At 69.6% G+C, this 14,374-nt stretch carries 10 protein-coding genes; 2 read left to right on the forward strand and 8 right to left on the reverse strand.

Going from position 1 to position 14,374, the window contains the following annotated elements; translation table 11 throughout:
* Nucleotides 1-15: 15 nt before the first annotated feature.
* The 3 genes from ACQP2T_RS19560 to ACQP2T_RS19570 all read right to left on the reverse strand — a co-directional run bounded on the left by ACQP2T_RS19560 (nucleotide 16) and on the right by ACQP2T_RS19570 (nucleotide 3,888).
* A complete protein-coding gene (locus tag ACQP2T_RS19560) occupies nucleotides 16-1,458 on the reverse strand; it encodes a CehA/McbA family metallohydrolase (RefSeq protein WP_433517535.1) in 1,443 nt (480 codons plus the stop codon).
* A gap of 107 nt (nucleotides 1,459-1,565) precedes the next feature.
* Entirely contained in the window at nucleotides 1,566-3,101 is a 1,536-nt protein-coding gene (locus ACQP2T_RS19565; protein WP_433517536.1) for an aldehyde dehydrogenase family protein, read from the reverse strand.
* A 565-nt stretch (nucleotides 3,102-3,666) separates the two neighbouring features.
* On the reverse strand, nucleotides 3,667-3,888 hold the full coding sequence (locus ACQP2T_RS19570; protein ID WP_433517537.1) for a hypothetical protein: 222 nt from the start codon (nucleotides 3,886-3,888) through the stop codon (nucleotides 3,667-3,669).
* A 96-nt stretch (nucleotides 3,889-3,984) separates the two neighbouring features.
* Between ACQP2T_RS19570 and ACQP2T_RS19575 the strand changes: the two genes are divergently transcribed.
* Complete coding sequence (locus tag ACQP2T_RS19575; protein ID WP_433517538.1) at nucleotides 3,985-4,251, forward strand: GntR family transcriptional regulator; 267 nt, start codon at nucleotides 3,985-3,987, stop codon at nucleotides 4,249-4,251.
* 15 nt (nucleotides 4,252-4,266) lie between these two features.
* Here ACQP2T_RS19575 and ACQP2T_RS19580 read toward each other — a convergent pair whose 3' ends face one another.
* From ACQP2T_RS19580 to ACQP2T_RS19600, 5 genes are all read right to left on the reverse strand, one after another.
* Nucleotides 4,267-5,595 carry an MFS transporter gene (locus tag ACQP2T_RS19580; RefSeq protein WP_433517539.1) on the reverse strand — a complete coding sequence of 443 codons (1,329 nt, stop codon included), beginning with the start codon at nucleotides 5,593-5,595 and terminating at the stop codon, nucleotides 4,267-4,269.
* 51 nt (nucleotides 5,596-5,646) lie between these two features.
* Entirely contained in the window at nucleotides 5,647-6,126 is a 480-nt protein-coding gene (locus ACQP2T_RS19585; protein WP_433517540.1) for an RrF2 family transcriptional regulator, read from the reverse strand.
* Nucleotides 6,127-6,168: 42 nt separating this feature from the next.
* Entirely contained in the window at nucleotides 6,169-7,380 is a 1,212-nt protein-coding gene (locus ACQP2T_RS19590) for an erythromycin esterase family protein (protein ID WP_433517541.1), read from the reverse strand.
* 479 nt (nucleotides 7,381-7,859) lie between these two features.
* Entirely contained in the window at nucleotides 7,860-8,084 is a 225-nt protein-coding gene (locus tag ACQP2T_RS19595; RefSeq protein ID WP_433517542.1) for a type II toxin-antitoxin system VapB family antitoxin, read from the reverse strand.
* A gap of 44 nt (nucleotides 8,085-8,128) precedes the next feature.
* Nucleotides 8,129-9,637: a serine/threonine-protein kinase gene (locus ACQP2T_RS19600; protein WP_433517543.1), complete on the reverse strand. Its 1,509-nt coding sequence runs from the start codon at nucleotides 9,635-9,637 to the stop codon at nucleotides 8,129-8,131.
* A 520-nt stretch (nucleotides 9,638-10,157) separates the two neighbouring features.
* Here ACQP2T_RS19600 and ACQP2T_RS19605 point away from each other — a divergent pair.
* Complete coding sequence (locus ACQP2T_RS19605) at nucleotides 10,158-14,177, forward strand: LamG-like jellyroll fold domain-containing protein (protein ID WP_433517544.1); 4,020 nt, start codon at nucleotides 10,158-10,160, stop codon at nucleotides 14,175-14,177.
* Nucleotides 14,178-14,374 lie beyond the last annotated feature (197 nt).

Genomic DNA, 14,374 nt, shown 5'->3' on the forward strand with positions numbered 1-14,374 from the left:
GCGTTCCTCCGTTTTTCACGCCAGGCGGGACTGGTAGACCCTGCGGGCCTCCTCCACGACCGCCAGATAGTCGGCGCTCACCCGGTCCCTGACGAGCTCTTCGAGCAGTTCCAGCCAGCGCAGGCAGAACGTCACATCCTCTTCCCTGGCCACCCGCCGGCCCTCGACGTCGAGGTAGACCGGGCTGGTGTGCGCCCGTACCTGCCCGCCGCCCTCGGCGACCGCCACCACATAGGTCGGCCAGATCACGGTCAGCTCCGCCGCCACCTCACCGGTCGGGCCCGCGGCCAGTTCGCCGTCGGCGGTCAGCAGCCGTACGTTCTCCACCAGCGGCCCGATCACCCGCCCGACGACGCGCACCCGGCTGCCGGGGGTCAGGTCGAGGGTGGCGCCGGGGCCGTGGCCCTCGATGGACAACTCGAGAAACGGGCCGGTCGTGGCGAACGTGCGGCCGCGCCGTACCGCGTCGGCGTAGGACTCGGCGGTCAGCGGCCCGGTCACGTGCGCGTAGGTGCGCTCGCGTCCGATCGGCCCGGGCCGCTGACCCGTACCGGCGACGGCGGCGACGCGGTTGCCCGCGCCGATCAGCCTGCGGTAGGCGCGGTCCGAGCCGATCGCCGAGCAGAAGCTGTCGACCAGGCCGAGCGCCGCGTCGACCACCGACAGCCGCGCGTCGTAGCCCGGATCGCCTTCGCCGACGAGTTGCTCGGGTGTCTCGACCGGACCGCGGAAGGCGTTGGCGTAGCCGATGAGCGCGCCTCGTTCGCGCAGCTTGCGTACGTTGTCGTAGCACTCTTCGGGGCCGAGCGAGTGGTGGGCGAGATCCACCCTGGCCACGTGCGTCTCGTCCGACCACGGCAGATCGCGCCCCGACCAGCGCTCGACGGCGTCCTGGTCGCCCGGCAGCAGGTTGACCACGTGCAGGTCCTCGCCGTGCTGCGAGTCGGCCACCCACTGGGGCGGCCGGGTGAGGGGGCCGTGCCGGGACGGCTGGTTGAGGGGGACATGGAGGTCGGCGCCGTACCAGCCGCGGGCCGCCGCGTCGTAGATGCGCCGCGGCGCCAGCTCGATCAGCGTCTCGCCGTCGCCCGGCACGAGGGTCGTCTCGGCCCAGTCGTACTCCATGCCTCTGGCCGCCCTGACCGTCAGCGGTTCGCGTGGGACGTCGAGCACCAGGTCGTCGCCGTGGAAGTACGGCAGGCCGTCGGGGTCGCGGGCCGGCGGGGTGTCGCGCGGGAACCAGCCTTTGCCGTCGGCGCTCCATACGCTCCAGCGGCAAGGGAAACCTGCCCGCAGCCGGATCGTCCGCTGCGCCGTCTGCTGGGCGGTTTGCTCGGTCGGCCGTTGAGCCGTCTGTTGAGCAGTCCATTGGGTAGCCCGTCGGGTGGTCCGCGCCCTGGTCGACGGCGCCGGGGTGGTGGTCGGCGCCTCGGTTAACGGTGTCGGATCGTCACGCATCGGCTTCTCCCTGTAATCGAAGGCGCCGTTATCGTGACACGACCATCACCCGCCGGAAAGCCCGTGCTTCCCGGCGGGGTGGTTTTCTTCCCTCAAAGTAGAAGGACCTAGAGCCGGAAGTTCATATCCGGTGCGATGTCCGCGACGTCCATCTGGGCTTTCTGCAGGTGGCCGGAGTGGTCCCAGTTCATCGCCTGCCAGCGGGTGAACTGGTCGAGCACCCACATGCCCGACTGGCGGCTGCCGTTGCCGGACTTGCCGTTGCCGCCGAAGGGCAGGTGCGCCTCGGCGCCGGACGTCGAGTTGTTGACGCTGACCATGCCGGCGGAGATGCCCTCGCGGAACTTCCACGCGTGCCGGGCGTCGGTGGTGTAGATCGAGCTGGACAGGCCGTAGCCGGGCAGGTTGGCCAGCTCGATGGCCTCGTCGATCGTCTCGAAGGTCGTCACGCCCACGATGGGCCCGAACGTCTCCTCCAGGAACAGCTGGTCGGTCGCCTTGACGCCATCGACCACGACGGGGTGGTAGAAGAGGCCGCCGTCGCCGGTGAAGTCGCGGCGCGGGGCCTGGTCAGTAATTTTCCCGATATTTCCGGACACGACGCGGTGGTGGGGCTGGATCCAGGTCAGGTACTCCTCGTACCGATCCGCGAACTTCTGGTCCAGCAGCGGGCCCGCCAGCACGTCCTGCTCGGGGTCGCCGATCTTGGCGTTCTGTACGGCCTGGGCGAACCGCTCGACGAACTCATCGTGCACGCTCTCATGCACGATGACCGTGCCCAGGCTGGTGCAGCGCTGACCGGCCGTACCGAAGCCGGAGAACAGCGCCCCCTCGACGGCCAGATCGAGATCGGCGTCCGGCATGATCACCATCGGGTTCTTCCCGCCCAGCTCCAGGCAGGCCGCCTGCAGATGCCGTCCGGTGAGCTCCCCGATCTTCCTGCCGACCTCGCTGGACCCGGTGAACCCGACCTTGTGCACCGTGCCCTCCTCAAGGGCCAGCTCCAGCCCCTGGAAGGTCTGGACGCCGTCGGCGAACACGATGTTCAGCACCCCGTCGGGCAGCCCGGCGGCGGCGAACAGCTGGTACATCGCATGCGCGGAGGCCGCCGCGTATTCAGCCGGCTTCCACACCACGGCATTGCCGCAGAGCAGCGCCGGAACCAGGTACCAGGACGGCACCGCGACCGGGAAGTTACCGGCGGTGATCACCGCCGCCACGCCTACCGGGTTACGGAAGGTGAAAAGCTTCTTGTCCGGCATCTCCGACGGCACGGTCTGCCCGTACAGCCTGCGACCCTCGCCGAGGAAGAAGTCACACGTGTCAACGATCTCCCGCACCTCACCCAGGGCCTCGGCGTACGGCTTGCCGATCTCCTGGGTGACCAGGTGGGCCAGCGCCTCGGCATTGGCCTCGACCAGCCGCCCGATCGACGCGATCACCCGCCCCCGCACCGGAGCCGGCACCTTGGCCCACTCCCGCTGCGCCTCCTTGGCGGTGCGGCAGGCGTCGGCGAAGGTCTGGGCATCGACCAGGCCGACGCGGGCGACGACCTCGGCGGTGCGTGCGGGGTTGGTCGATTCGTACGTTTCGGTGCCGGCGGCATCCTTGCCACCCACAACGGAGACGATCTGACGAGTCACCGGAGCCTCCTCATTTGGTCCTCAGCCACAGCCCATCATCCCCCAATCGCGGTCTTCGCTGCGCTCAGGCTGTTTTCCGAGTTCACAGGCACGGGCTTCGCGTACGCTCAGACTGTTTTCCCTGCTCACAGGCATGGTCTTCGCTGCGCTCAGACTGTGCTCATTGGGGCTCCGCCCCGGCGAGGGGCCCCGGCCCCTCGCGCTCCCCGGGCGTTGGCCGTCTGGTCGAAAAGCGAGGCTGGCGTCTTCTTCGGATAACCAGTGGTGCTGCTGACTCACCACGCCCGACCAGCCAAGATCTGCCACCACAGTTCCCGAGCAGCACGGGCGGGCAGCCACATACTTTCAAGAATGGCGGCGGCGTCCCCAGGGATGCGCCGAACGAAGCACAACCCACCGGCTGCGCAGAGCTCGAACATCGGGTATTCACACACGCACGTGTGCTCGCGAACCCGCAGTCGATAACAGCGGGGCACACTCTGCCACCACTCCACGCGTACGGCCTCCGGGTTCGGGGTGGTCGCCACGTGCAGGCCGTGATAGTCCAAATATGTGGGCGGACCGTTCACGACCGCACCGCCATTTGGCTTTGGTCGCGGAGCAGCGCGACGAACGTGTCCATGTCATCCGCGCTCACCGTCTGCCGCAGCCCTTTGTCGATGTCGGCATTCCTGAGTTGGACACCGCGCCGGGTCGCATAGAACACGCCCGCATCACTGCGGAAGAACGACCAGGTGGGGAATGTGGCGCGCAGCGCATCGAGATCGTAGCCCGGAGGTTGTTGCATGACTGAAGGCTACGTCAACCTTCCTAGTCCTGCCTAGGGGTTCCCCTGGGTACCCCAAGGAATGAATGGGAACCTTTGGGTTCCTATCGTTGCCTCATGGACTTCAAGCCCGATGAGCTCCGCTGGCAGGCCGTGGCGGACGAGATCCGGCGCAGGATCGCAGCAGGCGTATACCAACCGGGCATGCCTGTCCCCGGCGAGCCGCGACTGGCCGTCGAGCTGGGCGTCTCCAAGGGGACAGCCCGCCGAGCGCTCAATGCGCTGCTTGCCGACGGCACGCTCTACTCGGTTCTGGGCAAGGGAACCTTCGTCAGCGCGCCCCACGACAGCGAACGCGCCGAGAACCAAGCGTCCAAAGACTGAGCATCGGGCCGCTGGTCAGGCACTTGCTTCGACTTCTTTCCCCCGAGATCTGTTGCCCGGAGCTCTGTCGGCGGTGATCAGGAGATAGGCCAGGGCAAGGACGGCCAAAGCGGTGGCGGTGGCGTACATGGTCGTGGTGCCCGAAGGGACGGTCAGTCCGCCGAGGAGAGTTCCGGCGCCGATGCCGACATAGATGGCAGAGGAGTTCAGGGCCACGACCAGCGGAGCCTCCTGTGGGGCGACGGCGATCAGCCGGTGCTGCTGCGGAGGCGTCTGGCACCAGCTGCCCGCGCCCCAGGCCATGGCGAGCGGGCCGACCAAGGCCGGGGAAGTGATGTGGGTGGCGGCCATCGCGCCGAGAACCCCCAGGCCGGCGGCCATCGTCAGGTAGCCGGCGGTCAGGACGCGGATGCTGCCCCAGCGGTCGGTGGCGTAGCCGGCGGCGAGGTTGCCCGCGACGGCGCCCACTCCGTAAAGGGCCAGGACCCAGACGGTGGCCGAAGGGCTGATTCCGACGGCCGACAGGGCTGGAACGCTGTAGGCGTACACCGTGTAGGCGGCCGCCATGCCGAGCACGGTCAGCGGCAGGATGGCGCGGACGGCGGGGTTGCCCAGGACGGCCAGGCGGGCGCGGAGCGGGACCGTCGGGTTTGCGGGCAGGGTGGGTAGCAGGAGTGCCACGCCGATCGTGGTCATCAGGCAGAGGCCCGCGACCAGCGCGAGGGCGGAGCGCCAGCCCAGCCAGTGGCCCGCCAGGTCGCCGAGTGGCACGCCGAGTGCGGTGGCGATGGTCAGCCCGCCGATGACCACGGCCAGTGCACGGGCTCGTCGTTCCGGGTGTACGAGGGTGGCGGCTACGGCGCCCGCGTTCGGGGTGAAGGCGGCGGCTCCTGCGGCGGCGGCGATCCGGGAGGCCATCAGCAGGGCGAAGTCGGGGGCCAGGGCGGAGCCGAGGTTCGCCAAGCCCAGGACGAGCAGGGCGGTGACCAAGAGCGCGCGGCGTGGGGCGCGGGCGGTCGCGGTGGCCAGGAGCGGAGACAGTAAGGCGTAGCTCGCGGCGAAGACCGTGACGGCCTGTCCGGCTGTGGCGGTGGATATGTCGAGGTCGGCGGCGGTGCTGGGCAGGAAGCCCGCCATGACGAAGGCGTCGGTGCCCACGGAGAAGGTGCCCAGGGCCAGGACCAGGACGGGGCCCAGTCCGCCCGGCCGGGATGGGCGCTGGTGAATCGCCGTGCCCTGGCCGCTTGGCCGTTCCCCGGCGGCTCCCCGGCGACGCCGTTCCCCGGCGGCTCCCTGGCGACCGCCACCGCGCAGGAGCGGGCCGATTATCGAGACATTCGGCATCCCGATTCTCCTTCGTAAGAGGGCCCGGCCGATCGGCCGGGCCATGTGTCGTCAGTTGCCGAGTCTCTGGTGGAAGCGTTGTACTCGGCGGGGGGCGCCGGCAGGGCTGGCGGCGATGAGGTCCGCGAGCGTCTGAGCGGCCAGTTCGCGCCGCCAGGCCATCTCGGCTCGGCGCATCGCGGTGGCGATGCCGCATGGACGCTCGAACTCCCGGGCCGGGGTCTCCGCGCCGGCTCCGCGCTGCCGGATCTCGGTGCAGCGAAACGCCTCGGCCGACCCTTCGATCGCGCTCACGACGTCCATGAGCGTGATGCGCTCGGGCGTACGGGCCAGGCGGTAGCCGCCGCGCGCGCCTGGGGTGGACGCCAGGATGCCCGCCCGGACCAGCGGCTGTAGCCGCTTCTTGAGGTAGGCGGGCGGGAGTTCGAAGATCTCCGCCAGTTGGCCGGTGGCCACTGGAGCCTGTTCTTCCAGCCATGCCAGTGCCAGGCAGCAGTGCAGGCCCCACTCGACGCCCTCGCCCATGAACATATCAGGGATACTACATGTCCCGATTCACCGGTCGTCCGGCCGCTACAGGGGACGTGAGCAGGTGCCCCTGGCCACGTACGCGAGACCGTCGAAGTCGTCGGCGAGCACGGTCGGCATGAAGGAGAACTTGTACGTAAGCCACCCCACCGCCGCGCCGAATGCGCGCATGTTGTTGCGGCCGCTCAGCCAGCCCGCCACCTCTTCGGGGCGCTCACCGTGGCGCAGGTCCACCACGAAGTTGTCCGGCTCGACGGCCGCCAGCCAGGATTCGACCACAGTTGGGTTGCCCTCGACCGGCGGCACCCGGCGGGTCCCCGGCCCTCCACCCGAGGCCGGCCGCCCGAAGCGCATTCGCCGGGCGCGGAATGTTCCGCCACCGAACAGCAGACCGAGCGCGTAGTAGGCGTCGCCCAGACGATGAGCCAGGTGGCGGCCCATCGTCGGGATGTCGGTCCCCGTCATGGGACTCTTCTTGACGTGGCCGTTGTGCGCCCAGACGGCGACCCGGGCCGTCGGGTCGCGCAGGAGCAGGCCGACGTTGTCGGCGAGGAACTCGTCACGCAGGGCGGAGACCGTCTGCCGGGGGTCGGTGTGGCGGAACGGCCGGGCGATCAGGCTCGCGCACTGCCACACGGTCCTGGCGTGGGCTGCCGCATCGCCGGGCGCCTGCGCCAAGGCGTCCATCAGGTGCCGGGCGTCGTCCGCCAGGTTCGGGTCCAGCGGCCGGCCGACGCCCAGGCGGGCGGCCGCGACCGGGGAGAGGCGGTCCAGCAGCGCCGCGTGCCCGGAGGTGTTGGCGCTCAGCCACTGCAGGGACGCCTGCGCGAACTGCGGGTCAATGCCGACGAAGCGCACTTGCGCCGAGGCGGGCACCGTACGGTTGTGCTCGCGCAGCCATTCGAGCACGGCCAGCACCTCTCGGGTGCGCCAGGTCCAGAAGCCGAGCTCACGCAGCGCCTCGACGGGATCGGTGCTGCCGCCTGTCACGTAGTCGTCGACCGCGGCCGCCGCCGACACGCTCGCCTCCATGGCCAGCACGGTGAAGCCCAGGTCTTCGACGAGGTGGCGCAGCAGGACATGCTTCAGCAGGAAGAACTCGCGGGTGCCGTGCGTGGCCTCGCCCAGCCCCACGACCCGTACCCCATCGAGGGCGGCACCCAGCGGGGCCGAGCCGGAGGGAACGGCCCGTTCCAGGTCGCCCAGGTCAATCGCGCGCTCGCCGAGCCAACCGGCGATCTCGTGCGTCGTTTTCATGCCGGTAAAGTCCGCACGTGATGCCCACCGCCGTCAGGGTCCTGCTTGCGAATCACCGTCTACCCTGCCAGCCATACCGCCGCCCGCTCATCGAACTAAAGTATCGGCTTTCGACCCCGCTGCTCGCCGAATAGCTCCGGCGCATTGCCGCACCCAGGTCCCCTCGCAACGGGCGAACCCGCTCTCGCTCGCGCCACCAGCCCGGCAGTCGCTGACGTCACGCCCGCGCGAGTCAGCTGATCCAGCGCGCCGGCTGTCCGGTCAGGCGGGAGATGGCGTCGAGGTCGCGGCCCGCGTGCAGCACGGTGAGCTTGTGGTGCCGGGCCGTCACCGCCATGAACAGATCGACCGGTGAGGCGCATTGGTGCCACGTCTTGTCGGCGAGTTCGCGCTGCTACTCGCCGGTCTCGGTCCAGGCCGATTCGGGAATGACGTTGTGAAGCGGACCAAGGCGCTGGTGTCGATGAGGTAAAGCTCCGTCACACCGCGCCCTGTTGCGCGCTGTCACCCTTGTCGATGATGGAGAAGTCGATCTCTCCTGCGGCAACCATCTCACGCATGCGAGCTACGGCCGCCGCCCGTCGGCGTCGATCAACGATCTCTCGCAGGGCGGTGTTGACCGTGTCCTTCTTGGACAAGGTGCCCAGCAGCTTCGCGGCCTCGGCCAAGGCTTCGTCGTCGAGGTCGATCAAGGTCTTGGTCATGATGCCACCTCGCCTGTATTGATGAGGTCGTGGCCGACGGTGGGTTACCGATACCTGTTGACGGACGCCGCGACGAGCTTGGCCGCCCGATCGGCAGTGGCGTGACCGGGCCGCCGGGCAGAGACGTCGATGACCACCGAGACGTTCAACAGACGGAAGGCGGTGTGGGTTTGGTAGGGCGCGAAGCCCCAGGTGCGCCGCTGGGTATAGCTGTACGCCTCGTCGCCGACCTTCGGCCCTTTGCGGAGCTTTGTCCCCGGGTTGCGCTTCGGCTCGTCCTTCATGTACTTGACAAGGCTCTGGTGGTAGAGACCGGCTGCCGAGGCATTGGGCAAACGGAACGCCATGACGCGCAGGCCGGTGCCGTCCGTCGCGGACCAGCCGCAGGAGGTGTCGAGCACGTACTGGCGCTTCATCGGAGTGCCGAACAGCGAGCGCGTCTGGGCGTTGGTCAGCAGGTCGCATGCCTCGAAGTCGCGGGTGATCAGCGGTGTGGCCGCCGCCGACGACGGCGGGCTGAACCTCGGTGCCGCGGAGTAGGTGCTCCGGGGCGTGAGCGCGTAGCCGAGCAGGCGGACGATGTTCGGAAACAGGATCGGCACGACCACGACCCCCGCCGTCACCGTCAGCACCACCGCCAGCGCGGCCCCCACGAGGACCTGGGGTCGGACGCGTCGAGGTGGACGCTGAGGCGAGTGGCCCGGCATGGTCCGCTCTTGTCTCGGAGCCGGGCCCGTCGCGGGATCTCCCCGCGAGATGGCCTCCAACCACGTGGCCACCTCGTCCGGGGGACAGCGGCGTTCCGGGTCCTTGTCCAGGATCGCGGCCAGCACGGGGGCGAGCGGGCTGGCCAGGCGGAAGGGGGCAGGCTCCTGCATCAGCACCGCGGCCAGCACCGCGGCCTCGTTCGGGCGGGCGAACGGCGGGCCGCCCTCCACCGCCGTGAACAGGGTGGCGCCGAGCGACCACAGGTCGGCGAGCGGGCCGTCGGCCTCACCCCGCAGACGCTCCGGGGCGATGTAGCCCGGCGAGCCGGTCAGCATCCCCGTCTGCGTGATCCCGGTGTCTCCGGCGACGGTCGCGATGCCGAAGTCGGTCAGCAGCACCCGTCCGTCGTCGGTGAGCATGACGTTGGCGGGTTTGACGTCCCGGTGCAGGATGCCCGACGCGTGCGCCGCCGCGAGGGCGTCGAGCATCCGCAGGCCGATTTCGGCGACCCGGTGCGGCGGCAGCGGGCCGTCGTCGCGTACGGCCCGGTCGAGGGAGCGGCCGCGGACCAGCTCCATGACGATCCACGGCCGGTCGTCGTCGAGGACCACATCGTGCACGGTGACGATGGACGGGTGGGAGCGCAGCGTCGCCGCGGCGCGCGCCTCACGGAGTGTGCGTTCGGTCAGCTCGGCCCGTGATGCCTCGTCGAGGTCCGACGGGAGCCGCACCTCCTTGACGGCCACTTCCTGACGAAGGAGTTCGTCCGTCGCCCGCCAGACCGTGCCCATGCCGCCCTGGCCGAGCTGCGACAGCAGCCGATAGCGACCCGCGAGTAACCTCACAGTGTCATTGCCGACGTTCCGGACTTTCCGACCATTCGTCGTCTCCTGTCGATATCCGGCTCAGCGCGGGCACATTAGATAGTAAAGGGATCGGGTCGCGAGCGTCAGCGAATGGTGATCAGAGCCGGACTGGACGTAACCACGGCCGCCAACCGAGCCGGCAAGCGGCTACCGGATCCGAGGGCCGGGACGCGGCGATGTCCCGCACGTCCTGAGATCACCGCGAGTGATGTCACCGCCCTCGGCCGGACCTGGTGCATAGGGCAGGACAAAGTCCGCCAAATGTCCGGTGTGTGCCCTGGCTCAAGGATCTTCGGCGGCTGACACTGAGCCTGGCCGAAATGTGCGGCCTCTTCTGTCGAACCGGCAGCTCAACAGGGCCGTTGCCCGCTGCCCCCGATTACCTTTTGGAGACACAGTGTGGCGATGTCTGCGTGCTCCGCTCGTGGGATTGACGGCCGTATGCGCCGGCTTATTACCCGTGGCGGCGGCATCGGCTGACGCGAGCGCGTCGGCGGTTATGGCGAGTTCGACAAGCGTCGGCGATCCAGTGGGCTCCGCGTCCTGGGCGGTCGGTGAGGCGAAGCGGTCCGGCAAGCGGGTCGCGGTGACCGCGGAGCAGGCCGAGAGCCGGGACGTCTACGCCAACCCGAACGGATCGTTCACGGCCGAGCTGCGGACCATCCCGGTTCGCGTCAAGCGTGACTCCGGCTGGGTGCCGGTCGACACCGCGCTACGGCAGCGGGCCGACGGCGGGGTGGAGCCGGGCGCGACCACGGTTCCCGTCGTCTTCTCCGGCGGCGGCGACCAGCCTCTCGTACGGCTCGGGCAGGGCAAGGCGCAGGTCGAGCTGCGCTGGCCGGCGCCGCTGCCGAAGCCGGTGCTGAGCCGCGATTCCGCGACGTACCCCGACGTCATCGCGGGGGTGGATCTGCGTATGACCGCCACCGCACAGGGCTTCACCGAGGTGCTGGTGGTGAAGGACAAGGCCGCGGCGGCGAATCCGAAGCTGGCCGAGCTGACGTTCGGCCTGGCGGCGAAGGGCGTGTCGGTCCGCGACGACGGGCACGGGAACATCGGCGCCTACGACGACAAGGGCAAGCAGGTCTTCGGGTCCGGCGCGCCGATGACGTGGGACTCGACGCCGTCGGCCACCAGGCGGGCCGTGGGAGAGCTCGAACTGGGCAAGGACACGCTGGTCCTGCGGCCGGACAAGAAGCTGCTGGCCGATCCGGCGGCGACGTTCCCGATGTACATCGACCCGGACTTCGCCGCGGGCCAGACGGGCTTCGCCATGGTGCTGTCCGGCCATCCGGCGCAGGCTTACTGGGGCGGTGACGGGGAGAACCTGGCCAAGGCCGGCTACTGCAACTGGGCGGGCTGCAACGGCATCGGGGTGGCCCGTTCGTACTTCCAGTACGACGCGTCGTTCATGGTCGGCAAGCACGTACAGGTGGCCGAGTTCAACGCCTTCGAGAACTACGCCCCCTCGTGCGCGGCCCGGCCGGTCGAGGCGTGGGGGACGAACCCCGTCAGCGCGGGGACGACCTGGAACAACCAGCCCTTCCCCGGCGGCGGCCCGATCGGCCTGGGGACGGTCAACGTCGCCTACGGCTACAGCTCCGCCTGCCCCGGCAACTGGGTCGGGTTCGACGCGACCGCCGCGGTCAACGCGGCCGTGACGTACAACAACGGCCTCACGGCGATCATGCTGAAGGCGGCGAACGAGGGCGACGCGTACGGCTGGAAGAAGTTCAACACCAACCCCAGCCTGGTCATCACGTACAACAGCTACCCCAACACGCCGACCGGCCAGACGGTGGAGAACGCCGCGTGCGCCGTGCAGCCGAACGAGCCGTACATCAATCCCTACATCGACAACGACCCCAACAAGGGACCGCGCGGGCCGAAGATGTCGGCGGTCGTCTCCGATCCTGACGGCGGCCTGGTGCAGGCCCAGTTCGAGTGGTACACGAGGTTCGGCGCGCGGCTCGGGGTGGCCGCCACGGAGTTCAAGGCGTCCGGCTCCACCTTCACCATGGACGTGCCGACGGCGAACGCCGCGGACGGCGCCAATCTGGCCTATCGCGTCCGGGGCGCCGACGGCGTCGACTTCGGGCCGTGGGGGCAGTGGTGTGACGTCACCATCGACAGAACGGGCCCGGACAAGGCGCCGAAGGTCACTTCGGTGACCTACCCCGAATGCCCGCCACCGGACTACGACCCCTGTCCCAGGGGCGGCGGCATCGGGCGCACGGGCGGATTCACCCTGAGCGCCGACGGCGTCAGTGACGTGAAGGGGTTCGAGTACTACCTGTACGGCCAGGAGAACACCTTCTCCTCCGTCACCGCCAGTTCGGGCAGCGCGAACATACTGGTCACACCGCCGGAGGACGGCTCGCTGGACCTGTACGCCCGCAGCGTCGACCGCGCGGACAACCTGGGGCCGCTGTACCGCTACCACTTCATCGTCGGGCCGGGCACGCCGCCGAGGGGCCACTGGAAGCTCGACGGGTACGTCGAGACCAAGGCCGTCGACGAGTCGCCCGCCCAGCACGACGCGACGCTCTCCGCGGCGGCGCGCTGGCGGACCGGCCGCCATGGTGACGCGCTCTGGCTGGACGGCGGCACCGCGTACGCGGAGACCACGGGCGGCGCCACCGTGGACACGACGAAGACGTTCAGCGTCTCGGCCTGGGTGAAGCTGGACCGGCTCGACACCACCTACCGGACGGCGGTCAGCCAGGACGGCACCCGGATCAGCGGGTTCTTCCTGCAGTACAACCCGAACACCAAGAAGTGGAACTTCATGATGCCGGCCTCCGACGCCGACGCCGCCGCGCGTCACGTCGCGGAATCGACGGGCCCGGCGGTCGCGGGCCGGTGGACCCATCTGGTCGGCGAGTACGACGCCGCCGCCAAGGAGATCAAGCTCTATGTGGACGGCGTCGCCGGCGCGCCCGCCGCTCACACCACGCCGTGGAGCGCGAGCGGGACGGTGCAGCTGGGCCGGGCCCGGTACGCCGCCGGGCCGGTCGACTACTGGCCTGGCTCGCTGGACGAGGTGCGCGTCTACGACCGGACCCTGGCCACCGAGGAGATCCACGACCTGGCCGGCAGCCCGGCGGCCGAGGAGCTGTTCCTGCCGCTCGACGACGGGACGGGCACGACGGCGCAGGAGGTGTCCGGCAGTTACCGGGTCGGCGCCCTGGGCAGCGCCGCCTCCTGGACCACCGGCAAGGTGGGGAGTGGTGCGGTGCGGTTCGGCGGTGGCACCGAGACGCTGGCGACCGGCGTGCCGGTGTTGCGTACCGATGCCGGCTTCACCGTCACCACGTGGGCCAGGCTGGACGCGGCCGACGATCAGTGGCGGACGGTCCTCAGCCAGGACGCCGGCCAGGGGAGCGGCTTCCAGCTGCGCTATCGCGGTGACACCCACAAGTGGTCCTTCGCGCTGCCGCAGTCGGCGACCGACACCCAGCTGACCGCCCTCAGCGCCGATTCGGGCGACAGCGCGCAGGCCGGGGCGTGGACGCATCTGGCCGGGGTCTACGATCCGGCGGCTCAGGAGATCCAGCTCTATGTCGACGGCGCGAAGGTGGCCTCGAAGAAGGCCACGGCCACGGTGAACGCCACCGGCGCCTTCCAGATCGGCCGGGGCCGGCAGAACAGCGCGGCGGCGACACCGTTCGCCGGAGACGTCGACGACGTGCACGCGTGGACCGGCGTACGTACCGCCGACCAGATCAAGGCGGACAAGGCGCAGCCCGTCACCAAGCGGCGCAGCCTCTACGGGAGCCAGATCGCCCGATACGTCAACCTCGCCGGGCCGCACATCGTGACGGACGGGCCGGTGCCGGCGGGTTCGCACTACGAGTTCTCCCTTGGCCTGCCGGCCGGGGCGGACGAGCCCAACACCCGCGTGATCTATTCGTGCCGTAGCGGGACGGCCGACTACTTCCTCAACCCGGACAACTGCGGCACCTACCTCAACCTCGGCAGCGTCGGACGCTTCTACATCACGCCGCCCGCCGGCGTGCCCACGCGCCTGGTCTACCGGTGCCAGTTCCCCGGTGTGGGACATTTCGCCTCCACGGACCCCGGGTGTGAGGGCCAGACGAAGGAGTTCGAGCTCGGCTACACGCGCGCCTACACCCACCTGATCAGGCACAACACGACGGGCTACCCGTACGACCACGCCAGCGAGACCGCCCGGCTGGCGGCGAACTACCGTCCGGAGGGCAACATGGGGACCCTGTCGATGACCCAGCTGCCCGGCACCACGGCGTTGATGAGCTGCCAGGACGGCACCGACACCTTCACCTCCGCCGACGCCGCCTGTGAGGGCAAGACGGTCGTGCGCAGGCTCGGCTTCATCTGGACCAGCGCGCCGCAGTCCGTGCCCGGGGCGCCGAACGCCGTCGGCGTCGAGCTGTTCCGCTGCCGGGCGAGCTGGGGCGACCTGTTCGACTCGCGTGATCCCAAGTGCGAGGGACAGACGCAGGACCGCTCCCTCGGTTTCGCCGTCACTGGACTCTGACCCGGAAAGGGATCTCGACAGGAGCACCGCCGAGAAGGCCGGCGTGTCCGGGCTGCTCGTGTCCATCAAGCGATCGGACGGCAAGGCCGGGCGTGGGCCGGTCGCGTGACACGACTGATTGTCCAAGGGAGGGAAGGGGGAGGGAGCAGGAGCAGGTCACACATGCTCTGTCACGAGATGGGATGGGACGGTTATGG

Origin of the sequence: Nonomuraea sp. CA-143628 (assembly GCF_050942315.1) — a bacterium.
Taxonomy (GTDB): Bacteria; Actinomycetota; Actinomycetes; order Streptosporangiales; family Streptosporangiaceae; genus Nonomuraea.

What these genes read in the sequence shown, in the direction of transcription:
- ACQP2T_RS19560 (WP_433517535.1), bottom strand. Translation starts at nt 1,458, where the DNA reads ATGCGTGACGATCCGACACCGTTAACCGAGGCGCCGACCACCACCCCG.
- ACQP2T_RS19570 (WP_433517537.1), bottom strand. Translation starts at nt 3,888, where the DNA reads ATGCAACAACCTCCGGGCTACGATCTCGATGCGCTGCGCGCCACATTC.
- ACQP2T_RS19575 (WP_433517538.1), top strand. Translation starts at nt 3,985, where the DNA reads ATGGACTTCAAGCCCGATGAGCTCCGCTGGCAGGCCGTGGCGGACGAG.
- ACQP2T_RS19580 (WP_433517539.1), bottom strand. Translation starts at nt 5,595, where the DNA reads ATGCCGAATGTCTCGATAATCGGCCCGCTCCTGCGCGGTGGCGGTCGC.
- ACQP2T_RS19585 (WP_433517540.1), bottom strand. Translation starts at nt 6,126, where the DNA reads ATGTTCATGGGCGAGGGCGTCGAGTGGGGCCTGCACTGCTGCCTGGCA.
- ACQP2T_RS19590 (WP_433517541.1), bottom strand. Translation starts at nt 7,380, where the DNA reads ATGAAAACGACGCACGAGATCGCCGGTTGGCTCGGCGAGCGCGCGATT.
- ACQP2T_RS19595 (WP_433517542.1), bottom strand. Translation starts at nt 8,084, where the DNA reads ATGACCAAGACCTTGATCGACCTCGACGACGAAGCCTTGGCCGAGGCC.
- ACQP2T_RS19605 (WP_433517544.1), top strand. Translation starts at nt 10,158, where the DNA reads ATGGCGAGTTCGACAAGCGTCGGCGATCCAGTGGGCTCCGCGTCCTGG.